Source organism: Rhodanobacter sp. LX-99 (genome assembly GCF_018599185.1).
Classification (GTDB): domain Bacteria; phylum Pseudomonadota; class Gammaproteobacteria; order Xanthomonadales; family Rhodanobacteraceae; genus Rhodanobacter.
In genome coordinates, this window is the sequence record NZ_JAHFVL010000001.1 from 336,230 (window position 1) to 357,244 (window position 21,015).

The 21,015-nt window shown below is 64.6% G+C and carries 34 protein-coding genes and 1 tRNA gene; 27 read left to right on the forward strand and 8 right to left on the reverse strand.

Annotated features, from left to right (window positions below; translation table 11 throughout):
* Positions 1-209: 209 nt before the first annotated feature.
* The 27 genes from KK131_RS01620 to KK131_RS01750 all read left to right on the forward strand — a co-directional run bounded on the left by KK131_RS01620 (position 210) and on the right by KK131_RS01750 (position 13,352).
* Complete coding sequence (locus KK131_RS01620) at positions 210-467, forward strand: hypothetical protein (protein WP_214554802.1); 258 nt, start codon at positions 210-212, stop codon at positions 465-467.
* The gene (locus KK131_RS01625; protein ID WP_214554804.1) at positions 391-891 is read left to right on the forward strand and encodes a DUF2335 domain-containing protein; all 501 of its coding nucleotides are present in this window, start codon (positions 391-393) and stop codon (positions 889-891) included. The genes KK131_RS01620 and KK131_RS01625 overlap by 77 nt, the downstream gene beginning before the upstream one ends.
* A 137-nt stretch (positions 892-1,028) precedes the next feature.
* Positions 1,029-1,235, forward strand: a complete 207-nt coding sequence (locus KK131_RS01630; RefSeq protein ID WP_214554806.1) for a hypothetical protein — start codon at positions 1,029-1,031, stop codon at positions 1,233-1,235.
* A gap of 2 nt (positions 1,236-1,237) precedes the next feature.
* Positions 1,238-1,429 (forward strand): hypothetical protein, encoded by a 192-nt coding sequence (locus tag KK131_RS01635; protein WP_214554808.1) that lies wholly within the window; start codon positions 1,238-1,240, stop codon positions 1,427-1,429.
* Positions 1,426-1,746, forward strand: a complete 321-nt coding sequence (locus KK131_RS01640; RefSeq protein WP_214554810.1) for a hypothetical protein — start codon at positions 1,426-1,428, stop codon at positions 1,744-1,746. Before KK131_RS01635 ends, KK131_RS01640 begins: the two co-directional genes overlap by 4 nt.
* Entirely contained in the window at positions 1,743-2,048 is a 306-nt protein-coding gene (locus KK131_RS01645; protein ID WP_214554811.1) for a hypothetical protein, read from the forward strand. The genes KK131_RS01640 and KK131_RS01645 overlap by 4 nt, the downstream gene beginning before the upstream one ends.
* Positions 2,045-2,311: a hypothetical protein gene (locus tag KK131_RS01650; protein WP_214554812.1), complete on the forward strand. Its 267-nt coding sequence runs from the start codon at positions 2,045-2,047 to the stop codon at positions 2,309-2,311. The genes KK131_RS01645 and KK131_RS01650 overlap by 4 nt, the downstream gene beginning before the upstream one ends.
* A complete protein-coding gene (locus KK131_RS01655; RefSeq protein WP_214554813.1) occupies positions 2,308-2,709 on the forward strand; it encodes a hypothetical protein in 402 nt (133 codons plus the stop codon). Before KK131_RS01650 ends, KK131_RS01655 begins: the two co-directional genes overlap by 4 nt.
* Positions 2,706-2,969, forward strand: a complete 264-nt coding sequence (locus KK131_RS01660; RefSeq protein ID WP_214554814.1) for a hypothetical protein — start codon at positions 2,706-2,708, stop codon at positions 2,967-2,969. Before KK131_RS01655 ends, KK131_RS01660 begins: the two co-directional genes overlap by 4 nt.
* Positions 2,966-3,280 (forward strand): hypothetical protein, encoded by a 315-nt coding sequence (locus KK131_RS01665; protein ID WP_214554815.1) that lies wholly within the window; start codon positions 2,966-2,968, stop codon positions 3,278-3,280. Before KK131_RS01660 ends, KK131_RS01665 begins: the two co-directional genes overlap by 4 nt.
* Complete coding sequence (locus tag KK131_RS01670; RefSeq protein WP_214554816.1) at positions 3,277-3,894, forward strand: hypothetical protein; 618 nt, start codon at positions 3,277-3,279, stop codon at positions 3,892-3,894. Before KK131_RS01665 ends, KK131_RS01670 begins: the two co-directional genes overlap by 4 nt.
* Entirely contained in the window at positions 3,891-4,136 is a 246-nt protein-coding gene (locus KK131_RS01675; protein ID WP_214554817.1) for a hypothetical protein, read from the forward strand. The genes KK131_RS01670 and KK131_RS01675 overlap by 4 nt, the downstream gene beginning before the upstream one ends.
* 46 nt (positions 4,137-4,182) lie before the next feature.
* Entirely contained in the window at positions 4,183-4,605 is a 423-nt protein-coding gene (locus KK131_RS01680; protein ID WP_214554819.1) for a hypothetical protein, read from the forward strand.
* 63 nt (positions 4,606-4,668) lie between these two features.
* Positions 4,669-5,811, forward strand: a complete 1,143-nt coding sequence (locus KK131_RS01685) for a hypothetical protein (protein ID WP_214554821.1) — start codon at positions 4,669-4,671, stop codon at positions 5,809-5,811.
* Positions 5,808-6,095 (forward strand): hypothetical protein, encoded by a 288-nt coding sequence (locus tag KK131_RS01690; RefSeq protein WP_214554822.1) that lies wholly within the window; start codon positions 5,808-5,810, stop codon positions 6,093-6,095. The genes KK131_RS01685 and KK131_RS01690 overlap by 4 nt, the downstream gene beginning before the upstream one ends.
* Positions 6,092-6,943 (forward strand): PD-(D/E)XK nuclease-like domain-containing protein, encoded by an 852-nt coding sequence (locus KK131_RS01695; protein ID WP_214554823.1) that lies wholly within the window; start codon positions 6,092-6,094, stop codon positions 6,941-6,943. Before KK131_RS01690 ends, KK131_RS01695 begins: the two co-directional genes overlap by 4 nt.
* Positions 6,944-6,958: 15 nt before the next feature.
* Positions 6,959-7,801 (forward strand): hypothetical protein, encoded by an 843-nt coding sequence (locus tag KK131_RS01700; protein ID WP_214554824.1) that lies wholly within the window; start codon positions 6,959-6,961, stop codon positions 7,799-7,801.
* A 1-nt stretch (position 7,802) separates the two neighbouring features.
* On the forward strand, positions 7,803-8,318 hold the full coding sequence (locus KK131_RS01705) for a hypothetical protein (protein ID WP_214554825.1): 516 nt from the start codon (positions 7,803-7,805) through the stop codon (positions 8,316-8,318).
* A 61-nt stretch (positions 8,319-8,379) separates the two neighbouring features.
* Positions 8,380-8,910 carry a hypothetical protein gene (locus tag KK131_RS01710; RefSeq protein WP_214554827.1) on the forward strand — a complete coding sequence of 177 codons (531 nt, stop codon included), beginning with the start codon at positions 8,380-8,382 and terminating at the stop codon, positions 8,908-8,910.
* Positions 8,907-9,512 (forward strand): 3'-5' exonuclease, encoded by a 606-nt coding sequence (locus KK131_RS01715; RefSeq protein ID WP_214554828.1) that lies wholly within the window; start codon positions 8,907-8,909, stop codon positions 9,510-9,512. The genes KK131_RS01710 and KK131_RS01715 overlap by 4 nt, the downstream gene beginning before the upstream one ends.
* On the forward strand, positions 9,512-10,429 hold the full coding sequence (locus tag KK131_RS01720; RefSeq protein WP_214554829.1) for a hypothetical protein: 918 nt from the start codon (positions 9,512-9,514) through the stop codon (positions 10,427-10,429). The genes KK131_RS01715 and KK131_RS01720 overlap by 1 nt, the downstream gene beginning before the upstream one ends.
* Entirely contained in the window at positions 10,426-10,731 is a 306-nt protein-coding gene (locus tag KK131_RS01725; protein ID WP_214554830.1) for a hypothetical protein, read from the forward strand. Before KK131_RS01720 ends, KK131_RS01725 begins: the two co-directional genes overlap by 4 nt.
* On the forward strand, positions 10,731-10,979 hold the full coding sequence (locus KK131_RS01730) for a hypothetical protein (RefSeq protein WP_214554831.1): 249 nt from the start codon (positions 10,731-10,733) through the stop codon (positions 10,977-10,979). The genes KK131_RS01725 and KK131_RS01730 overlap by 1 nt, the downstream gene beginning before the upstream one ends.
* Positions 10,979-11,761 carry a site-specific DNA-methyltransferase gene (locus tag KK131_RS01735; RefSeq protein ID WP_214554832.1) on the forward strand — a complete coding sequence of 261 codons (783 nt, stop codon included), beginning with the start codon at positions 10,979-10,981 and terminating at the stop codon, positions 11,759-11,761. The genes KK131_RS01730 and KK131_RS01735 overlap by 1 nt, the downstream gene beginning before the upstream one ends.
* 220 nt (positions 11,762-11,981) lie before the next feature.
* The gene (locus tag KK131_RS01740) at positions 11,982-12,893 is read left to right on the forward strand and encodes a DNA cytosine methyltransferase (protein WP_214554834.1); all 912 of its coding nucleotides are present in this window, start codon (positions 11,982-11,984) and stop codon (positions 12,891-12,893) included.
* Complete coding sequence (locus KK131_RS01745; protein WP_214554836.1) at positions 12,890-13,153, forward strand: hypothetical protein; 264 nt, start codon at positions 12,890-12,892, stop codon at positions 13,151-13,153. The genes KK131_RS01740 and KK131_RS01745 overlap by 4 nt, the downstream gene beginning before the upstream one ends.
* 37 nt (positions 13,154-13,190) lie before the next feature.
* Complete coding sequence (locus KK131_RS01750) at positions 13,191-13,352, forward strand: hypothetical protein (RefSeq protein WP_214554838.1); 162 nt, start codon at positions 13,191-13,193, stop codon at positions 13,350-13,352.
* Between the two features lie 471 nt (positions 13,353-13,823).
* Here the strand turns inward: KK131_RS01750 and KK131_RS01760 are convergent, their stop codons facing one another.
* From KK131_RS01760 to KK131_RS01795, 8 genes are all read right to left on the reverse strand, one after another.
* The gene (locus tag KK131_RS01760; protein ID WP_214554840.1) at positions 13,824-13,994 is read right to left on the reverse strand and encodes a hypothetical protein; all 171 of its coding nucleotides are present in this window, start codon (positions 13,992-13,994) and stop codon (positions 13,824-13,826) included.
* A gap of 181 nt (positions 13,995-14,175) precedes the next feature.
* Positions 14,176-14,559, reverse strand: coding sequence for a hypothetical protein (locus KK131_RS17595; RefSeq protein ID WP_250887147.1), 384 nt, complete (start codon positions 14,557-14,559; stop codon positions 14,176-14,178).
* A 310-nt stretch (positions 14,560-14,869) separates the two neighbouring features.
* Positions 14,870-14,946, reverse strand: a tRNA-Met gene (locus tag KK131_RS01770).
* 77 nt (positions 14,947-15,023) lie between these two features.
* On the reverse strand, positions 15,024-16,478 hold the full coding sequence (gene nuoN / locus KK131_RS01775) for an NADH-quinone oxidoreductase subunit NuoN (protein WP_214554842.1): 1,455 nt from the start codon (positions 16,476-16,478) through the stop codon (positions 15,024-15,026).
* A 12-nt stretch (positions 16,479-16,490) separates the two neighbouring features.
* Positions 16,491-17,999, reverse strand: coding sequence for an NADH-quinone oxidoreductase subunit M (locus tag KK131_RS01780; protein ID WP_214554844.1), 1,509 nt, complete (start codon positions 17,997-17,999; stop codon positions 16,491-16,493).
* A 13-nt stretch (positions 18,000-18,012) separates the two neighbouring features.
* The gene (nuoL, locus tag KK131_RS01785; RefSeq protein WP_214554846.1) at positions 18,013-20,061 is read right to left on the reverse strand and encodes an NADH-quinone oxidoreductase subunit L; all 2,049 of its coding nucleotides are present in this window, start codon (positions 20,059-20,061) and stop codon (positions 18,013-18,015) included.
* Between the two features lie 4 nt (positions 20,062-20,065).
* Complete coding sequence (nuoK, locus tag KK131_RS01790; protein WP_214554848.1) at positions 20,066-20,371, reverse strand: NADH-quinone oxidoreductase subunit NuoK; 306 nt, start codon at positions 20,369-20,371, stop codon at positions 20,066-20,068.
* The gene (locus KK131_RS01795; RefSeq protein WP_214554850.1) at positions 20,368-21,012 is read right to left on the reverse strand and encodes an NADH-quinone oxidoreductase subunit J; all 645 of its coding nucleotides are present in this window, start codon (positions 21,010-21,012) and stop codon (positions 20,368-20,370) included. The genes nuoK and KK131_RS01795 overlap by 4 nt, the downstream gene beginning before the upstream one ends.
* Between the last annotated feature and the right edge of the window lie 3 nt (positions 21,013-21,015).

Genomic DNA, 21,015 nt, shown 5'->3' on the forward strand with positions numbered 1-21,015 from the left:
GAACCGACAGCCGTCAAAAAGCCGGCAGCACAACGCCCAGCAATCTTCGCCCTGGGGCCGATGGAAACAAGAAGGCGGGCAGCCCGCGGATGATGTGGTGCATTTGCCTTTGAGTTAACGAAAGAGTGACACGGGGGTGGAATTGAACGAAGATTCCTTTCAAGCATCTAAGCCCGCAACGTTCCCGTCACGGCGGAAGGTGTACGTTTATGAACATGAAAGATTATCTGCCACGCATCAAGCTTTCGGACGCATGGTCGTCCCTGCTAGATCTAGGCGGCACCCAGCGTCTGGATACGCTCGACTTCCCGAAGATCGAGCAGAAAACAGTGGGCGATCACTTTGCTGCTGTCGGCGATCACATGCGGTTGGTCATGGAGACCTTCGAGCATGAACAAACGACAGCGAAACAAAAAGCAGCAAATCGCCAACAGCAGGGCCATGCCTCAGCAGGCTCGCGTCGCTAATCAAGCTCGCGTTACCGAGCAAAGAATCATTGCCGAGCAAGAATTCTACGAAGGCCAACTGCCGCATCCGAAGCACTTGGAGGCGTTTGAGCAGGTGTTGCCTGGCGCAGCGGAACGCATCTTTGCCCTGACCGAACGCCAGCAGGAAATGGCTCACGAAGTCGCTCGCAACGATCAAAGGTTCCGCCAGCAGCTCCTGGAAACCTCGGAGCGGGACAACATCAGCAAGCGCCGCACCGCCTTCCTGGCCTTGGCCATCTGCTTGATCACGACACTCGGGCTGGCGTATCTCCAGGCATTCACTGCGGCGTCGATTCTCGGCGGGTCTACTGTGGTCGCAATCGTGACGTCATTCTTGGGCAAGGCCATCCGGGAGCGACGCGCCGAACGCCCATCACCCCAAGGCAAGCACGTCAGCAAATAGCACTGTGCCTCACCCCGCACCAAGCCCGCTCCGGCGGGCTTTTTCATGCCTCGTAAAAAAACATCACGAAATGTGTTGACATGACAAAACACGTTATGTGATGCTTATCCCACGCCACCACGGCACGGGAGAGACACATGGACATCCTCTGGGCATCCGGCCCGATCCAGATCCGCGACGAGCTGCACGCCGACGTCAAGGCGACCGCCAGCACCGTCATTCTGGGCACGTACAACGACGCGGTGCAGGCCAGTGATCTGGTGCTCACCCCCGACCAAGCCCGCACGATCGCCTGCGCGCTGATCGAAGGCGCGGACGCGGCTGAAGCCGCGCGGGAGGGCTGACCATGGACGTCACCTTCATCGCTGAGCGCCAGGGCCTCGACTTCATCGGCCAGGTCATCGACCTCGCCACCCAGAACTGCGTCGCCCGCACCGGGCTGTATGCATCCGCTGAAACGGCGAAGTCCGCCGCGGCGAGCATGTGGCGGACGATGCAGCAGACCGGCGACCAGTTCGCCCGGGCGGTGTCCGCATGAGCGCTCCGGTGAACGTCCTGGCGGTGATGACCAGCTTCGTCATGAACGGCAAGGAATTTGTTCCGAGCTGGAACCGGCCATTCGGAACAGGGCTTGTGGCGAACCGTGCGCGCTATCGCGGCGGCAGGCTGTATCGCAACCCGTCAACACAAACAGTCCTGGCTGCACTTGAGCGCGCGGAGCGCGACGGCATCGTTACGTGCGTCGGAACTGGCGCGGAACATTGCCGAGCATGGAACAAGAACGCCGCTGATACGGCCGAGAAGTACTGGACGCTCACGGACGCTTCCCTCGCCACCATTGGCGGTGCCGCATGAACGCCCGCCCCACGCCCCACATCGGCGCGACCCTCGCCCAGCAGCGCGCCATCCTGCTCTACCGCATGCAGCAGCGCGAGCTGCAAGCCGAGCGTGCCCGCTTCGAGCGTATCCGCGCCGATCTGCAGGTCGATGCCCTGCTGGACCGCATCCGCCAGAACGACGCTGCAGGCTGCGCGGACTACGAGGAAGTGCCGCCACCGGCGCCGCTGTGGCTTGTGGCTGTGGGCTCGTCGCTCTGGACGCTGCTGCTGATCGTCGGGATGGTGCTGGCGGCCGTGCAGTGCGGGTGGTTGTCATGAGCGGGCCGGTGGATGTGCTGGCGGTGCTGGATGAGGCTGCCGACTGGCTGTATCGCTCATCCGAAGGTCGCGGGGATGACGAGCGCTCTGAAAACGTCAAAGCCGTCCGATCCGGCGTGGCCGAGCTGATCGAGGCGGACAAGGAATACGACGCGGCTTGCGCCGAGTGGGACGCTTCCGTTCATCCGAGGTCTGCCGACAGGCTGAAGGCCGCCCGCGAACGTCGAGCCGCCGCCCTCGCCAACATCCGGAGCGCGTCATGAACCGCGCCAGCTGGAACATCCAGCGCCGCCGAGTCCGCGACAGCTACCCGAGCCGCGCCGACCGCGGCCTACCCTGCCACCCCGATGGATCCGGCCTCGCCACCTGCCCGCGCTGCTACGGCGCTGGCATCATCGACCGCGACCACTGGCAGCCGGAGCTGTGCACGTCGTCCACCTGCTCGCTGTGCTGCGGCGAGGGCTGCATCACCGACGGCTACCGCGACCCCCTGCTGCGGCTGCGCCATGCCCGGCAGCGTCGCCGGCGTGACCCCGGCGCGTATGCGTGGCTGCGCCAGGTCTGCGCGACGCCGCGCTGGCAGCTGCGCCTGATCGAGGCGGCGGTCGGTTGCGAGCTGGCGGCACGGCAGGCGGTGCAGGCGTGGAGGGAGGTCGCTTGAACGCCGTATTCCGCAGCCGTTGCCAGTTGCACCTGTCGAAGATCGACGAGTTCGCCGCGTACTGCGAAACGCAGGGGTTCCGGCGCGTCGCCGTCAAAGGCGGCTACGAGATCCTTCGCATGGTCGCAATGAAGGGCGAGCCCGTCATCGTGCACGCAAAAAGCGGGTCCAAGGAACACGCGACAACGTGGGGCATGAGCGAGCGCATGTACCTCAAATGGCAGCGCAGCAAGCGCGCCGCCCGCGAGGCCAAGTCATGAGCAGCTTCTGCGACTACATGGACCACCCCGACTGGACGCCGGAACAGCGTGTCTCCGTCGCCCTGGTCGAAGCCCTCCGCATCAAACGCAGCGAGGAAGAGCAGGCCCGCGCCGCTCGCTTCCACGCGCGCAACTCTTCAACGCCAGCCACGGCAGGCCCGTCGCGAGACGCTGCCGGAGATTTCAGTCCCCTGGATCGTGCCGTGGCTGGCGATCCCCTTTCAACCACTGCGCGCAGTGGACAGGTGACCCCCTCGCCTGCTGATACCGCTGCGCGTGGCGACCTTATCGAGCAAGGAGTAAGCGCATGAGCAAGAAGTTCGAGTTGGTCGCCGAGAGCGCCATCGAAATATTCGGCCGCAAGCTGTTCCGCATCCGCGCCTGCGTGGCGTTCGGCGGCGTGAGCAAGGGCGAGTTGGGCGGATATGTCGAGAAGGAAACCAACATCAGCCAGGACGGCGACGCGTGGGTCTTCGGCAACGCGCGGGTCTTCGGCAACGCGCGGGTCTCCGGCAACGCGTGGGTCTCCGGCGACGCGCGGGTCTCCGGCAACGCGTGGGTCTCCGGCGACGCGCGGGTCTTCGGCAACGCGCAGGTCTCCGGCGACGCGCGGGTCTCCGGCGACGCGTGGGTCTCCGGCGACGCGTGGGTCTCCGGCGACGCGTCCATCTTCTGGGCGTCCCGCGTCGGCAGCGAGCAAGGGACCTTGACCGTTTGCCGCGCCAAGGCGGGACTCTGGGTTAACCGTGGCTGTTTTGCTGGCACGGAGGCGGAGTTCCTGGCGGCAGTTGATGCGCGCCACGGAAAGGACTCCAAGATCGGTCGCGAGTACCACTTGCTGATTGAGGTGGCACGTTCGCGAATCGACACCAGCACGCCGCTTCCGGAGGGCGAGGCGAACGCTGCGAAGGCGGAAGCCGCATGAGCATCCTCAACCGCACCCGTGCCTCGTTGTTCGCCCCGCGCCCGCGCTGGACGGGCTGCACGCCGCCGACCGCCGCCGAGCGCATGGCTGCGTACTCGCAGCGTTACGCCGCCGAGATCCAAGCCCGCGAGAACGCCGGCGCCGCACAGCCGAAGGTGCGGCTGGTTGACGGCCGCGCGGTGCTGGTGGCGCTCAACGGTCGCCCGAACACCCTCCCGAAGGACGCGAAAGCGTCCGACTGACCCATCTTTCAACAGAGCCGGTCATCGCGCCGGCAAGGAAGCACACATGAAGACCTTGGAGCAGATCGCATCGCAGTACAAGTCGAACACCCTCGACGGCCGCGACCTCAACCGGCTGATGGACTTCATTCCCGAGAATCAGCTCGGTGACTTCGGCATCACCCTCAAACCCGAATACATCGGCACGCACGAACACAAACCGCTGACCCGTGAGGCCGTGCTTGCGCAGCTCGCGAAGGATGTCGCATTCGGGTTCGAAAAAGCGCTTAACCAGCGCGGCATTTCGTCGTCGCTCATGTATGAGGTTGTCCAGATGTGGAACTGGATTCTGGAAGAGGGGCTGGAATCCTTCACTGATTACGCGCAGTACGGGCTTCCGCTCTTCAAGGCGACAGCGGTGAAGTACGGATTCGATAACCCCATCGGCGACGACCGCGGCGACGAACACAAGTACAGCGCATTCGCCTGACCCCATTCCAACACCGTGCGCGGCGGCATCCGCGCGGAGAATTCGATGAACGCACAAGTGGAAATGAAGGACGCCGGCAGCAACCTGACGCCGATCGCGGAGTACACCGAAACCGCTGCAGCTCTGGCCGACCTGCGCCAGCGTCACGCCGGCGTCGTGTACGACGTCACCGTGCCGAAGCAGATGAAGCTGGCGAAGGAAGCCCGCGCCGAGCTGCGCGGCCTGCGCACCGGGCTGGAAAAGAAGCGCGTCGAGATCAAGGCGCCGGCGCTGGAACGCTGCCGGCTGATCGACGCCGAGGCCAAGCGGATCACCGCCGAGCTGGTCGCGCTGGAAGAGCCGATCGACGTGCAGATCAAGGCCGAGGAGGCGCGCGCGGAAACGGCACGCCTGGAAAAGTTCGAAGCCGAACGCCTGCGCGTCGAGGCGATCCAGAAGAAGATCCAGGCCATCCGCGACGTCCCCGGCTCGCTGGTCGGAAAGCCGTCCGTGATCATCGGCGGCCAGCTGGCCAGGTTGCGCGAGACCGTGCTGGACGAGGCCGAGCTGGGCGCCGACTACCTCACGGCTACGGATGCCCTCACCGCGGCGATCGCGCGCGTGGAGCAGCTACTGGTGACGCAGCAGGAGGCCGACGCGGAGAAGAAGCGGCAGGCCGAGCGCGACGCCGAGATGGAAGCCATGCGCGTGAAGATGGCCGAGCAGCAGCGGCTGATCGACGAGGCCGAGGAAGCGAAGCGGGTCGAGCAGGAACGGCTGGCGCAGGTGGAGCGCGACCGGGTGGCAGCCGAGGAAGCCGCGGCGCGTGCCGCCGAGCAGGCGCGGCTGGATGAGATCGCCCGGGTCGAGCGCGAGGAACAGGAGCGCATCCGCGCCGAGCAGGCCGAGGCGGATCGTATCCAGCGCGAGCAGGATGAAGCCGTCTTGCAGGCCGAGCGCGAGCGCTTGGACGCACAGCAGGAGCTTCTGGCGCGCGAGGCTGTGGCGCTGGCGAAGGAGCGAGAAGCGGCGGCAGCGAAGGCCGAGGCCGACCGGCTGGCGAACCTTGGGCTGCGTCAAGCGGCTGAAGCGCTCGTCGATTACTGCGACCGGGACGAACCGGAGTTCGATCGCGTCAATCAGTTGATTAACGACGTCCGTGTGGCACTGGCCAACGATGCCGCCGCGGCCAAGCCGGCGCGCACGAAGCGGGCAGCGCGGGCATGAAGTTCCGCAAGAAGCCCGTCGTGATCGACGCCGTCCAGTTCACGGAAGAACTGCGGGACGCTCACATATTCGACAAGGAGCCACTGCCGAAAGGGGTGCGGGCTGGGGCGTGCACATCGCACCCGCCGACTCGAAAGGTTTGGAGTGCTCACTTTTACGTTGCAACGCCGGAGGGTCGCATGGAGGTGACCATTGGCGACTGGATCATCACTGGCGTGCAGGGTGAACACTACCCCTGCAAGCCTGACATCTTCGCAGCCACCTACGATCGGGTGGATGCATGAACGCCCAGCTTGCCCCCCTGAGCATCACCGACTACGCCCCCGGCATCCACGAAGGCATCCCGGCCGAGGTCTACCACCGCAAGGAGCTGGGCGTCGTCAACTGCGGCGCCCTCACCCAGTTGGCCAAGACGCCGAAGCACTACCGCGCGTGGCTTGCCGCCACCGAGCAGCACGAGACGCCGGCCCTGCTCTTTGGTCGCGCCCTGCATGCCCTGGTGCTGGAACCGGACCTGTTCGCGCGCGAGTGGGCGCGGCAGCCGGAGTTCGGCGATCTGCGCACGAAGGCCGGAAAGGAGCGGCGCGACGATTGGCTATCCATGCACCGCGGCGTCACGCCGGTCAGTGCCGAGGACTGGGAGCGCCTGCAGGCCATGCGCGATGCCGTGATGGCGCACCCGATCGCCGGCAAGCTGTTCCTCGGCGGTGTCGCCGAATCCACTGCGATCTGGACCGATCCGGAACACGGCCTGCTCTGCAAGGCACGCATGGATTACCGCGTCGCCGCGCGTGGGCTGGTGATCGACCTGAAGTCCACCGACGACGCCAGCGAAGGCGAGTTTGTCCGCAGCATCGTGAAGTACCGCTACCACGTGCAGCACGCGCACTACGCCAGTGCGTTCCAGACGCTCGGCCAGGAGCTGCGCGCCTTCCTTTTCGCTGCTGTCGAGAAGACTCCGCCCTACGCCGTCAACGTGCACTGCATCGACGCCGACGCCGAGGCACGCGGGATGGAGTTGCGCGACCGCGACATGGCGAAGCTCAACCAGTGCCTGCAAACCGACACCTGGCCCGGCTACGAGCCGACCATCCACCGCCTCGCGCTACCGCGCTGGGCAATGAACGATTAACCCGAGGAAACCCGCATGGAAAACAGCACTGCAGTGGTACAGATCAAGCCCGGCGACCAAGCCGATGGCGGCGCCTTCGCACTGGCGCAGCGCAAGGCGTCCGCCTACGCGCAATCGACACTCGTCCCGCAAGCCTATCGCGATAACGTCGCGAACGTCCTGATCGCGATGGAGATCGCGAACCGCATCGGCGCGAATGAGCTGATGGTGATGCAGAACCTGCATGTCGTGCAGGGCCGTCCTTCGTGGTCGTCGTCGTTCCTGATCGCCACGGTGAATTCCTGCGGCCGCTTCCACTCCATGTGCTTCGAGACTGTCGGAACGGAGCCGGAAGACGCCGGATACAAGGTGCGCGCCTATGCCGACGACAAGGGCACTGGTGAGCGCCGGTTCGGCCCGTGGATCACCTGGGCGATGGTCAAGGCGGAAGGATGGCTAAGCAAGAACGGCAGCAAGTGGAAGACCATGCCGGAGCTTATGTTCATGTATCGCGCCGCCGGCTTTTGGTCCCGTGTCTATGCGCCGGAAGTGAGCATGGGCATCCATACCGACGAGGAGGCCGAAGACATTGCGGCCGTTCGTGGCGTTACGGTAACGCAAGCCTCGCGCACGCCCGGCACACTGCGGCAGATCGAGCAGGAACTGACCGGCGCAGCGGACGAGCAGCCCGAAGGCGACCGGCCTGGCGGTGACGCACCCGCATTCACCGTGCAGGAAGTCCACGACGCGATCGCCAACGCGGCGAGCAAGGACAAGCTCGACGAGGCACTCGACCTGGTGCGCACGCTCCCCGCGAAGGAACAGCAGTCGCTGATCGACCTCGGCAAGGTCGTCGCCGGCAAGTTCCAGGAGGCATGACATGGGACTCGACATCACCGCCTATCGCAAGCTCGAACCCGCACCGATGCAAGGGTTCGATGCCGACGGCGAGCCGCTGCAGATGGATGCCGTTCGCCTCTATCGGAACGGCGATTTCCCGGGCCGCGCTGACGACATCGATGAGTCAGTGGCCTACGTCCCATCGGACTCCTTCGACTTCCGCGCCGGATCGTATCGCGGCTACAACCAATGGCGCGAACAGCTCGCCGAGCTTGCCGGGTATCCGATCGGCGAATACGTGCAGTGTGGAGTCACGACCGAAAGCCGATGTGTCGGGTTCTGGAACGGCGAGACAGGGCCTTTCTCGGAGCTGATCAATTTCGCCGACAACGAAGGCGTCATCGGCGCATCGGTTGCCGCAAAGCTCGCCAAGGACTTCGCCGAGTACCAGGCCAAGGCGGACGCCCACCCCGACGAGCGATTCCGCGATCGCTACGCCGACTGGCGACGAGCTTTCGAGATGGCAGCCGACAACGGTGCCGTCAGCTTCCACTAACCCATCCCAACACGCCTCGCCGACGTAATCGGCTATCCCTTCCCATTGGAGCAGAGCCCGCATGTTCAGCCTCACCAATCACCCAGTGAAGATCAACAACTATACGGCGCGCAAGGAGCTGAACGGCGAACTGCGTGTCCTCGCCGGCACCCTGACGTGCGAGACGACGCAGCACAACAGCATCCTCGACAGCTTCGATCCGGCGCTGCGTGCGCTGCTGTACCGCAAGCCCGATGCTGACGAGACCGTGCAGGGCGAACTGGCGATCGAGGTCACCGACGGCCTGACCGCACGCCGCCTGCCGCATGTGAAGCCGCAGGTGTGGGACGAGGACTGGCCGGGCTACTCGGCGTCGTTCTCGTCGGGCATCAAGCTCAAGGACGAAATCAGCCTCGCGAAGCTGAAGCTGTCGAAGCTGGTGTTCGAAGCCCTCGACGGCGGCAGCGTGCGTATCAGTTTCACGCTCTCGATCCCCGCGCCGCTCGAATGGATGGTGTCCGGAAAGCTCGATCGCCTGATCCAGGAGACCGTCGAGATGACCCTGACGCCGCCGGGCGATGAGGAGCCCGAGCAGGCGGAGATGGCGGCGTGAACATCCTCATCTTCGACACCGAGACCAGCGGTCTGCCCGACTACAAGCAGCCGAGCGAAATGCCGCACCAACCGCACATCGTCGAGCTGGCTGTGCTGCTGTACGACGACACGACCGGCGAGCTGGTCGAGCAGCTGCACTCGATCGTGCGGCCAGATGGTTGGGTCATCCCCGACGACGTCGCCGCAATCCACGGCATTACCACCGAGCGCGCGATGGACGAGGGCCGGCCGGAGCATGAGGTGCTGCGCGACCTCCTGGCGTTGCACCGGCGAGCGGAATTGCGCGTCGCGCACAACGAAGACTTCGACCAGCGCATCGTGCGGATCGCAATCAAGCGGTACGGCCACGGCGCGCACGGCTGGGATCGACTGACGCAGGAGGAACGCGACGCGATCGCTGACGCGTTCAAGGCCGCGCCGAAGTACTGCACGATGAAGGCCGACGCGAAGGCCCGCGGCGTCAAGTGGCCGAAGCTGGTGGAGGCCTACAAGTACCACACCGGCAAGGATCTCGGCGAGGACGCGCACAGCGCCCTGTTCGATGCCCTGGCCTGCGCCGAGGTGTACTTCGCGATGAACCCGATTGCGGCGGTGGCGTGATGGCTGAGTACTCGGTCGGGCAGCTTGAGGCGATGGCCCGCACGTTGCGCGCTGGCACGGCGCTGCTGTCTGAGATTGACGATGCAGCGGGCATGCTCCGCGCCTACGCCGAGCGCATCGAGGCGGACGAGGTGGCGGTTCCGGTGGCTTATGCAAACGTCCACCACTTCAAACAAGTGAATGACGGCTTTCTCGCAATGCGTAAGCCAAGCGAGTTTCACAATGTCCCGCTATTCGCCCACCCGCCAGCACAGGAGTTTTCGGACGATGCGCTGCGGGCGTTTCTAATCAAGGCTCTGATGGACTATCGCTGTAGTCGGACAGTTGATGAAGAAGGTGACGGCCTCCCCCTTGTCGATGTGCTATCCCCCGGAGAGGGCGGCACCATCAAGCCGGGTATGGAAGAAATCGAGATTCTTGCTGAATGCCTAATGGATGAGTGGCCGAACCCGACAGCACAGGCGGCGCAGGTGGAAGGATTTAGCTGGGACAACTTCCCATCGTGGCTGATCGACAAGTGCGAGGGCGAGACTATCACCGAAGAGTTCCTGCAACGGCAGGTTGCGGCGATGCTCGAAGATTCGCGATACAACGCGCCCCCCGCCGAGCCAGCGGCGCAGGGTGAGGCGGAAGTGATCGCGTGGATGCGAGAGCAGGCGGCCACGCTGCATACGGACAATTTCGATTGCGACGGTCCACGCAAGAACCACAGGCTCGCTTACGCGATTGAGGATGCCGCCGACTGCCTAGCCACCCAGCCTCGCGCAGTGCCGGATGAGGCGATAAACATGCTTCGTCGTTCACGTGACGATGAGGATTTCAGTACCCTCTATCGGCAGGCCATGCGTGACGCCGTTGGACAGCTGGAAAATTTCAACATGCTCGTCGCCGCCCCATCGCCGGGAGAGTCGGCATGACGATGACGCTGGAACAGGTGCGTACTCTAGTCCGAGTCGCTTTCCGAGACTCCAATTTAGGCATGCCGGTAACTCTGTCCCATTCGGAAGCTGATTCCGTTATTCGCGCCATCGACGCCCACCTCGCCCACCTCGCCCACCTCACCCAGCCCGCGCAGTCGGTGGATGTGGAGAAGGTGCGGGAGGTGATTGCGGACTTGACGCCTGAAACATGGGGATTGCCAATCAACCTCTCGGGCAGCCAAAAATTGCACGCGCTGCGCGACAAGCTCGCCGCCGCGCTACAGGAGAAGGCGGGCTAATGCGCCACCACCAGCCCCGCGCCCCGAAGAAGACCGCCGGCTTCAGCTGGGGGCGCTCGGTCTCGACCGAAGGACTGGTGACGTGGCGTCTCTTCCGGCGAGACCAGCGCGGCGCCCTGCACTGCAAACAGATCGTGCCGCGCACCGAGTGGTCGCGCGCTGCGATCGCTACTGAAATCAACCGCGCGCGGCATGCGCTGCGCGACCAGGTCGACGAGGTCGATCTGGCACTGATGGGGGTTGTGTGATGGAGCGCCCGATTCGCCGCTGCAAGCAGGAAATCTTCCACGACCATTTCCAGAACTACCGCCGGTACGGGGTGCCGAAGGCTCAACTGGTCATCGCGGACATTCCGTACAACGTCGGTAAGAACGCCTACGGCTCCAATCCAAACTGGTACGTCGGTGGCGAAATCAAGAACGGGCAAAGCAAGCTGGCCGGCGCGCAGTTCTTCGACACGGATGCCAATTTCAACATCAACGAGTTCATGCATTTCTGCTCGACGCTGCTGGTAAAGGAGCCGAAAGAAACCGGCAAGGCGCCATGCATGATCGTGTTCTGCGCCCACCAGCAGCAATTCGGATTGATCCAGCTTGCCCAGGAATACGGGTTCAAAGGTCACATCCCGCTGGTGTTCTACAAGAACTTTTCGCCCCAGGTGCTGAAGGCAAACATGCGGGTTGTCGGCAATTGTGAATATGCCGTGCTGTTCTACCGCGACAAACTCCCGAAGTTCAACAACCACGGAAAGATGGTGTTTAACGCCATGCCGTGGCCGAGAGAATCTGACAGCAAGGTTCACCCAACACAGAAGCCGGTCGCATTGCTTCAGCAGTTGATTGCCCTATTCACCGATCCCGGCGAAGTGGTCATCGACCCGTGTTGCGGCAGCGGTTCAACCGTCATTGCGGCCCGGCGTAGTCAGCGTTCCGGGTACGGATTCGAGATCAAAAAGAACTTCTATCGGGCAGCCTGTGAATGGCTGGACCGCGAAGGCCGCCAATCCCAACTGTTCGTGGGCGTCGCATGACCACCTTCCAATCCCGCCCCGACGGCGAATATGCAAAGTGCGCCAGCTGCGCCCGCAACGGCTACGGCCCCGATGCGTGGCTCCCGGCGACGTCGGAGTTCTTCCCGATGCAGTACGGCCGGCTCCGGTTCGATCGCTGCCGTGCGTGTCGGAGTGAAGTTAGGGAACGGCGATTTGGGTTTGTGCACCTGGGTCCGGTGGCGACACGGGAGGCGGCGTGATGCGCGCCATCGACCTGTTCGCCGGCTCCGGCCTGTTCAGCCGCGGCGCCGAGGATGCGGGGATCACCGTCGTATGGGCTGCGAACCATTGGCAGGTAGCTGTCGACTGCTACGCCGCGAATCATGCCATCGAACCGAAGTGCCAGGATCTGCATCAAGCCGACTGGACGCAGGTTCCCGCGCACGACCTGCTGATTGCCTCGCCAGCCTGTACGGGTCACACGCCGGCCCGCGGCAAAGACCGCCCGCACCACGACGCGGATCGCGCGACGGCCTGGGCGGTGGTGTCGGCGCTGGAATGCCACCGGCCGAGCTACGGCGTGGTGGAGAACGTGGCCGCCTTCACGCGCTGGGTGCTGTTCCCCGCGTGGTGCCACGCCGTCACTGCTCTCGGGTATGCCATCTCGCCACATCTGGTCGACTTCGCCGACTTGGACGTGCCGCAGAACCGGGAGCGCGTCATCATCGTGCTGTCCCGGTCGAAGTACCCGATCGAACTTCAACTGCCGAAGTTCCCGCACATCCCGGCGGCTCGGATCGTCGATTTCGACGCCGGCAAATGGTCGCCGATCCGCAAGCCTGGGCGCTCGCCGAACACGATCGCTCGCATCGAGTGCGGTCGCCGCGAGCACGGCGAGCGATTCATTGCGCCGTACTACAGCAATGGATCCGGCCTGACCGGTCGCAGTTTGCGCCGTCCCATTGGCACGATCCCAACGGTTGACCGCTGGGCCGTCATCGACGGCGACCGGATGCGCATGCTGTCGATCACGGAGGCGCGGCGAGCGATGACGGTTCCGGACGACTACGTGCTGCCGTCGAGGCATGCCGACGCCATGAAGCTGCTCGGCAACGCCGTGCCGCGCCTGGGCGCGATGCACATATTCGAAGCACTGAGGAAAGTTGCATGACGACTCGAAAGGCAATCTCACAGCGCGAAGCCCGCGAACTCAAGCGGCGCGTGATCGAACTGGAATCGATTGAAGACCGCCGCCGGAACGCGTGGTCCGATACCTATCCGGGTGGCGCCAACATTGCGACCTTGACGATTCCGGAAGGCGCACGTTCAGCCGTGCATACCGCGAGGCTGCTCAAGCACGCGGTCGTGGTGACACTGAGCAGCGATGGCAGTCTGCGGCTGCATGCGCTCCCGCTAGGTAGCCGCAAATGAACCATATCCAGAAAGCGTACGCGGAGGCGACAGCAGCATGAGCGATCCGGTACTTCACCCGACCATCGCCCGCCTGATCGACGCCCTCGCGCGTCAGGCTGCAGCGGATTATCTGACAGCTCAGGCCGCAGCGCAGCGCGCTTCCGCAGCCGAGCGCTCGGATCACGTCCCATTGCTGCCAGTGCACAAGGCGGCTTAGGCTCCGCCCGATGCGAACCGCTGCATACGCCCGATACAGCTCCGACTCCCAGCGCGACGCCAGCCTGGACGACCAGCTGCGAAACTGCCGGCAGTACTGCGAGCGCCAGGGCTGGCCAGCGCCGACGGAATACACCGACGCCGCCACCAGTGGCGCACGGAACGACCGCGCCGGCTATCTGCGCCTGCTCACCGACGCGACACGCTATGACGTGATCCTGGTCGACGACCTGTCCCGCCTGAGCCGCGACAGCATCAACGTCGCGCAGGCGATCAAGCAGCTGAGCTTTCAAGGCGTGCGCCTGCTCGGCGTCAGCGATGGCGTGGACACCAGCCGCAAGGGTCACAAGCTCGATGTAGGCCTGCGCGGGCTGATGTCGGAGCTTTACCTCACCGACCTCGCCGACAAGACACATCGCGGCCTCACCGGACGCGCTCTCGCGGGCGCCAGCGCGGGCGGCCTGCCCTACGGCTACCGCGTGACGGAGATCGGCCAGCGCGCCATCGACGAGAGCCAGGCGGTCATCGTGCGGCGGATCTTCGCCGAATACTTGGCCGGCAACAGCCCGCGCACCATCGCCGACGGCTTGAACCGCGACGGCATACCGCCGGCACGCGCGCGCACATGGGCGATGTCGGCCATCTACGGCGACGTGAAGCGCGGGATCGGCATCCTGGCCAACCCGATCTATGCGGGCCGACAGGTGTGGAACCGCAGCCAGTGGATCAAGCATCCGGACACCGGAAGGCGCGTGCGCAAGAACCGGCCGCCATCCGAATGGATCACCACGGAGCACCCGGAGCTGGCCATCATCACGCCGGCACTATGGCAAGCAGCGCAGGACCGCGTGAAACAGGCCCAGCCGCAACGCGCGGACGCCACCAAGGGCGCAGGCCCGGGCCGGCCGCCGCGACACCTGCTGAGCGGCATCCTGCGCTGTGGTCATTGCGGCGGCCCGATGGTGATCGTGGACCGCTACCGCTACGGCTGCAGCACGCACAAGGATCGCGGGCAAGCCGCCTGCCCATCCCGCGTCCGGGTGTCGCGCGCGATCGCCGAGACCGCTCTCCTGGCCGGCATTCGCGAAAGCCTGCTGAGCGAGGCGGCATTCCAGCGCTTCCAGCGTGGCGTCACCGCCGAACTGAAACGTGCCATGCCGGATCCGGAAGCAGCCCGCCGTCGAGTGGTCGACGCGGAGCGCGTACAAGGGAACATCCTCGCCGCCCTGCGCGCCGGCATCATCACTGCCAGCACGAAAGCTGAGCTGATCGAGGCGGAGCGTATGGTGGCGGCGGCACACGCGGAGCTGGCGGCTCTGCAGTCGTTTCAGCCATCGCAGATCCTGCCGAGGGCGCGTGAAGCATGGCGGGGGATGGTATCCAGGCTGGCCGACCACGCGAGGAACCTTCCCGAAGCACGCAACGCCTTGCGCGAGCTGCTGGGGGAAAGCGTGATGGTCAGAAACGAAAACGGCGAACTCTTCGCAGAGATCGCCGGTTCAGATTGTCAGCTAAAGCTGGTAGCGGGGGCAGGATTCGAACCTGCGACCTTCGGGTTATGAGCCCGACGAGCTGCCAGACTGCTCCACCCCGCATCAGAGTCCGAAGAGTTTACCCAGGTGGCCGGTTTCTTGCAAGTCTCAATCGAAGGCGTTCGGCGCCAGGCAGCGACTCACAACCCGAACGCGCGCCGGCACCAGCCCAGCAGCGGGCCCCAGTACAGGCCCAGCACCAGGAGCGACAAGGCGTTCAGCGACAGCACCACGCGCAACGGCCGGTCCGGCTGCGCCTGCAGCACGCTGCCCTCGACCGGCTTGTCGAAATACATCACCTTGACCACGTACAGGTAGTAGTACAGGCCGACGATGGCGAACACGATGCCGACGATGGCCAGCCACAGCATGTCCGCATGGATCGCCGCCTCCAGCACCAGCACCTTGGCCCAGAAGCCGAACAGCGGCGGCACGCCGGCCAGCGAGAACATCGCCAGCAGCATCAGGAACGCCATCCACGGCGACTTCTGGTTGAGCCCTTTCAGGTCGGCGATTTCCTCGCACTCGAAACCCGCCCGGGTCAGCGCCAGCATCACGCCGAACGCGGCCACGCCCATGAGCGCGTAGCAGATCGCGTAGAACATCGCGGCGGCATAGCCTTCCGGGCCGGCGGCGGAAAGGCCGAGCAGCAGGTAGCCCATGTGCGAGATGGTCGAATACGCCAGCATGCGCTTGAGGTTGGTCTGCACGATCGCGACCAGGTTGCCGATCGCCAGCGAAGCCACCGCCAGCACGGCCAGCATCAGCTGCCAGTGCTGCGACAGGTCGCCCATGCCGGCATCGAGCAGGCGATAGGCCATGCCGAACGCCGCCAGCTTCGAACCCGAGGCGATGAAGGTGGTGACCGGGGTGGGCGCACCCTGGTAGACGTCGGGGATCCACATGTGGAACGGCGCGGCGCCCAGCTTGAAGCCGATGCCCACGATCATGAAGATCAGGCCGAACAGCAGCAGGGTGGGCGCCGTGGTGTAGCTCATCACGCCGTGCAGCTGCGCCAGGTCCAGGGACGGCGTGCCGCCCATGCCGGAGGCGCCGTAGACCATCGACATGCCGTACAGCAGCATGCCCGAGGCCAGCGCACCCAGCACGAAGTACTTGATCGCCGCCTCCGGCGGCAGCTTCGCATCGCGGTTCAGCGCGACCAGCGCGTACGACGACAGCGACAGCAGCTCCAGCCCCAGGTACACGGTCACCAGGTTGCCGGCCGAAACCAGCAGCATGATGCCGATCACCGCGAAGATCATCAGCGTATAGAACTCGCCGCCGAGCAGCTTGCGGTCGATCAGGTACGGGCGCGCGTAGACGAACACCATGGCGGTGGTGCCCAGCGCGAACACCTTGAGGATCTCGGCCACGTCGTCGCGCACGAACATGCCGCCGAACGCGGTCACCGCCTGCGGCGGCTGGCCGGCGATCACCAGGTAGATCGCCATCAGCAGCACCGCGATCGAGATCCAGTGCAGCCAGGGACGCTGCGCCGGCCTCAAGAAGGCGTCAGCGAGCAATAGCACGCACGCGGCCCCCACCAAATAGAACTCCGGCAGCAGGATCAGGATGTCATTGAGAGTCGGCATGTCGGGTCCCGATCAAATCTTGTGAATGGCGAGCTGCTGCACCAGCTGTGCCACCGAGTTGTCCATCAGGTGGACCAGCGGCTGCGGCCAGATGCCCAGCGCCAGCACGGCGGCGGCAAAGGCGCCCAGCACGAACGTCTCGCGCGCGTTGATTTCCTTCATCTCCGCCACGTGCGGGTTGGCGATCTCGCCCCACAGCACGCGCTTCACCAGCCACAGCGTGTAACCCGCGCCGATGATCAGGGTGAACGCGGCGAACAGCGCGATCCACGGATTGGCGCTGAAGCTGGACAGGATCACCATGAACTCGCCCACGAAGCCGCTGGTGCCCGGCAGGCCGCAGTTCGCCATCGCGAACAGCACGTAGAAGAAGCCGAACCACGGCATCACGTTGATGACGCCGCCGTAGTCCTTGATCAGGCGCGTATGCGTGCGGTCGTACATCACGCCGATGCAGGTGAACATCGCGCCGGAAACGAAGCCGTGCGAGATCATCTGGATCATCGCGCCCTGCATGCCGAGCAGCGCCATGTCCGTATTGCCCTGCTCGCGCACCAGCATGAAGGCGATGAAGATGCCCAGCGTGACGAAGCCCATGTGGGCCACCGACGAATACGCCACCAGCTTCTTCATGTCCTCCTGCACCAGCGCGACGTAGCCGATGTAGACGATCGCGATCAGGCTCAGCACGATGATCAGCCAGGCGAAATGCGCGCCCGCGTCCGGCACGATCGGCAGGATGAAGCGCAGCATGCCGTACGTGCCCACTTTCAGCATCACCGCCGCCAGCACCACCGAACCGCCAGTCGGCGCCTCGACGTGCGCATCCGGCAGCCAGGTGTGCACCGGCACCATCGGCACCTTGATCGCGAACGCGATCAGGAACGCGAAGAAGATCCAGGCCTGCTCCTTGAACGTCAGCGGCAGCGCCGCCAGCGTGGCGAGATCGAACGTGTGCGCCTTCTGGTACAGGTACAGCAGCGCGATCAGCATGAAGACCGAGCCGAAGAACGTGTAGATGAAGAACTTCAGCGTTGCGTAGACGCGGCGCGGGCCGCCCCAGACGCCGATCAGGATGAACATCGGGATCAGGATCGCCTCGAACAGCGCGTAGAACAGCAGCGCGTCGGTGGCGCAGAACACGCCGATCAGCAGGCCTTCCAGCATGAGCATCGCGGCCATGTACTGGTGCGGCTTGTCCTGGATGACTTCCCATGCGCCGGCGATCACCAGGATGCCGACGAAGGTGGTCATCACGATCAGCGCCACCGAAATGCCGTCGACTGCCAAGCCGTAATGGACGTCCCACGAGGCGATCCACAGGTGGCTTTCGACCAGCTGCATCGCGGCGCCGCCGGGGTTGTACTGCACCAGCAGGAACAGGCTGGCCACGAAGGCGAGCACCGCCACCAGCAGCGACAGCCAGCGCGCCAGATGGGGTCGGGCCGAGCCGGCAAGCAGCACCGGGATGGCCCCGACGACGGGTAGCCAGATCAGCAGGCTGAGCAAGTGATTGAACATGGATCTGTTTCCCTTATTGCCCGACCGGCCCGGAACCGATGAGCCAGTACCCGCCAAGCAGCAGGATCAAGCCGAGAATCATCGCGAAGGCGTAGTGGTAGAGGTAGCCCGACTGCAGGCGGCGCATCGTGGCGGCGACGCGGTGCACCAGGTTCACCGAGCCGTTGACCATCGCATCGTCGATCACCGCCGTATCGCCGGCCTTCCAGAAGCCGCGACCCAGCGCGACGCCGCCGCGGGCGAACACCACGTAGTACACCGCGTCGAACCAGTACTTGTGGTTGAGCATCTGGTAGAACGGGCGCAGCGCGTTCTTCAGCTTGTCCGCCACGGCCGGATTGAACAGATAGATGTAGGTGCTGATCGCGAAGGCGGCGAGCACCAGCAGGAACGGCAGCTGGGTGAACCCGTGCAGCGCCATCGCCGCCGCGCCGTGGAAGTGCTGGCCCATCTCGGCCAGCACGTTGTTTGCCTCTTCCACGTGGATCGCGTTGCCGAACCAGTTGCCGAACAGCATCGGCCCGACCGTGACGTAGCCGACCAGCAGCGACGGGATAGCCAGCAGCACGAGCGGCACGGTTACCACCCATGGCGACTCCTTCGGCAGCTCGTGCATGATGCCCTGCTCGTGGTGGCCGTGGTCGTCCATATGCTCGACATGATGACCATGGCCGTGACCAGCCACGACGGTGAAGCGCTCCTTGCCGTGGAAGGTCAGGTACATCTGGCGGAACGTGTACAGCCCCGTCACCAGCACGCCGGCCATCACGCAGAAATAGGCGTAATGCGCGCCCCAGCGATGCGACTCGCCGACCGCCTCGATGATCGCGTCCTTCGAATAGAAGCCGGAAGTGAACGGCACCGCCACCAGCGCAATCGAGCCGGCCCACATGGTGATCCAGGTGACCGGCATGTACTTGCGCAGGCCGCCCATGTAGCGCATGTCCTGCTCGTGGTGCATGGCGATGATCACCGAGCCGGCACCGAGGAACAGCAGCGCCTTGAAGAACGCGTGGGTCATCAGGTGATACACGGCACCCGAGTACATCGACACGCCCAGCGCCACCGTCATGTAGCCCAGTTGCGACAGCGTGGAGTACGCGATCACCCGCTTGATGTCGTTCTGCACGATGCCGATCAAGCCGGTGAACAGTGCCGTGGTCGCGCCTATCACCAGCACGAAGCTGAGCGCGGTCGACGACATCTCGAACAGCGGCGACATGCGCGCCACCATGAAGATGCCCGCGGTGACCATCGTCGCGGCATGGATCAGCGCGGAGATCGGGGTCGGACCTTCCATCGAGTCGGGCAGCCACACGTGCAGCGGCACCTGCGCCGACTTGCCCATCGCGCCGACGAACAGCAGGATGCAGATCACCGTGGCCGCATCCCACTGCGTGTTCGCGGTGATCTGCAGGGTCTTGCCGAGCAGCGTGGGCGCCGCGCTGAACGCAGTGGCATAGTCCAGCGTGCCGAGGAAATACAGCACCGCCGCGATGCCGAGCAGGAAGCCGAAGTCGCCCACGCGGTTGACCAGGAACGCCTTCAGGTTCGCGAAGATCGCCGTCGGCCGCTTGTACCAGAAGCCGATCAGCAGGTACGACACCAGGCCCACCGCTTCCCAGCCGAAGAACAGCTGCATGAAGTTGTTGCTCATGACCAGCATGAACATCGAGAAGGTGAACAGCGAGATGTAGCTGAAGAAGCGCGTGTAGCCGTCGTCGTCGGCCATGTAGCCGATGGTGTAGACGTGCACCAGCAGCGACACGAAGCTCACCACCACCAGCATCATCGCGGTCAGCCGGTCGACCATGAAGCCGACGCTGGCGTTGAACGGGCCGATCTGGAACCAGGTGTAGATGTTCTGGTTGTACTCGGCCGCGCCGCCCATGGTGAGCTGGTACAGCACGTAGAACGACAGCGCGCACGATACCGCCACGCCGAGGATGGTGATGCTGTGCGAACCGGCACGCCCCAGGAACTTGCCCAGGAAACCGGCCAGCACGCAGCCCACCAGCGGCGCCAGTGCGATCGTCAGCAGGATGGAAGTCGAAAGCTGCATCGGGTCAACCCTTCATGCTGTCGATGTCGGCGATATTGATCGTGCTGCGCGTACGGAACAGCAGCACCAGGATCGCCAGGCCGATGGCGGCTTCCGCCGCGGCCACGGTGAGGATGAAGAACACGAATACCTGCCCGGAGACGTCGCCGAGGAAGCGCGAGAACGCCACGAAGTTCATGTTCACGGCGAGCAGCATCAGCTCGATCGACATCAGCAGCACGATCACGTTCTTGCGGTTGATGAACATGCCGGCGACGGCGATGCAGAACAGCATCGCGCCGAGCACGATGTAGTGCGCGAGCGAAATCATGGCTGCGGCTCCTGTGGGGCGGGCGGCTCGTCGGGGCGGACGGCCGCCATCTTCACGATGCGCACGCGGTCGCCCGGATTGACCTTGACTTGTTGGCTGGCCGGCTCCCAGCGCGCGGCGCGGCGCTCGCGCAGGGTCAGCGCCACCGCCGCCACGATGCCCACGGTAAGGATCAGCGCGGCAATCTCGAACGGCAGCAGGAACGTCGTGTACAGCGCATGGCCCAGCCACGCGGTGTTGGACATGCCCGCGGCGATGGCGGGATCGGCACCCATGACGTGCGTCTGCATCGCGCGCACCCCGATCAGGCCAAGCATCTCCACCAGCATCACCGCAGCCACGATCAGGCCGACCGGCAGGAATTTCACGAAGCCCTCGCGCATTTTTTCCTGGTCGATGTCGAGCATCATCACCACGAACAGGAACAGCACCATCACCGCACCGACATAGACCACGACCAGCGCCAGCGCGAGGAACTCGGCTTCGAGCAGTATCCACAGGCAGGCCGCGCTGAAGAAGGTCAGCACCAGCGCCAGCACCGCATGCACGGAGTTCTTCAGCGTGATCACCGACAGCGCGGCGGCGACGGTGACGAAGCCGAAGGCATAGAAACAGATGAGTTGGAGCAGTTGGGGATTCATCGT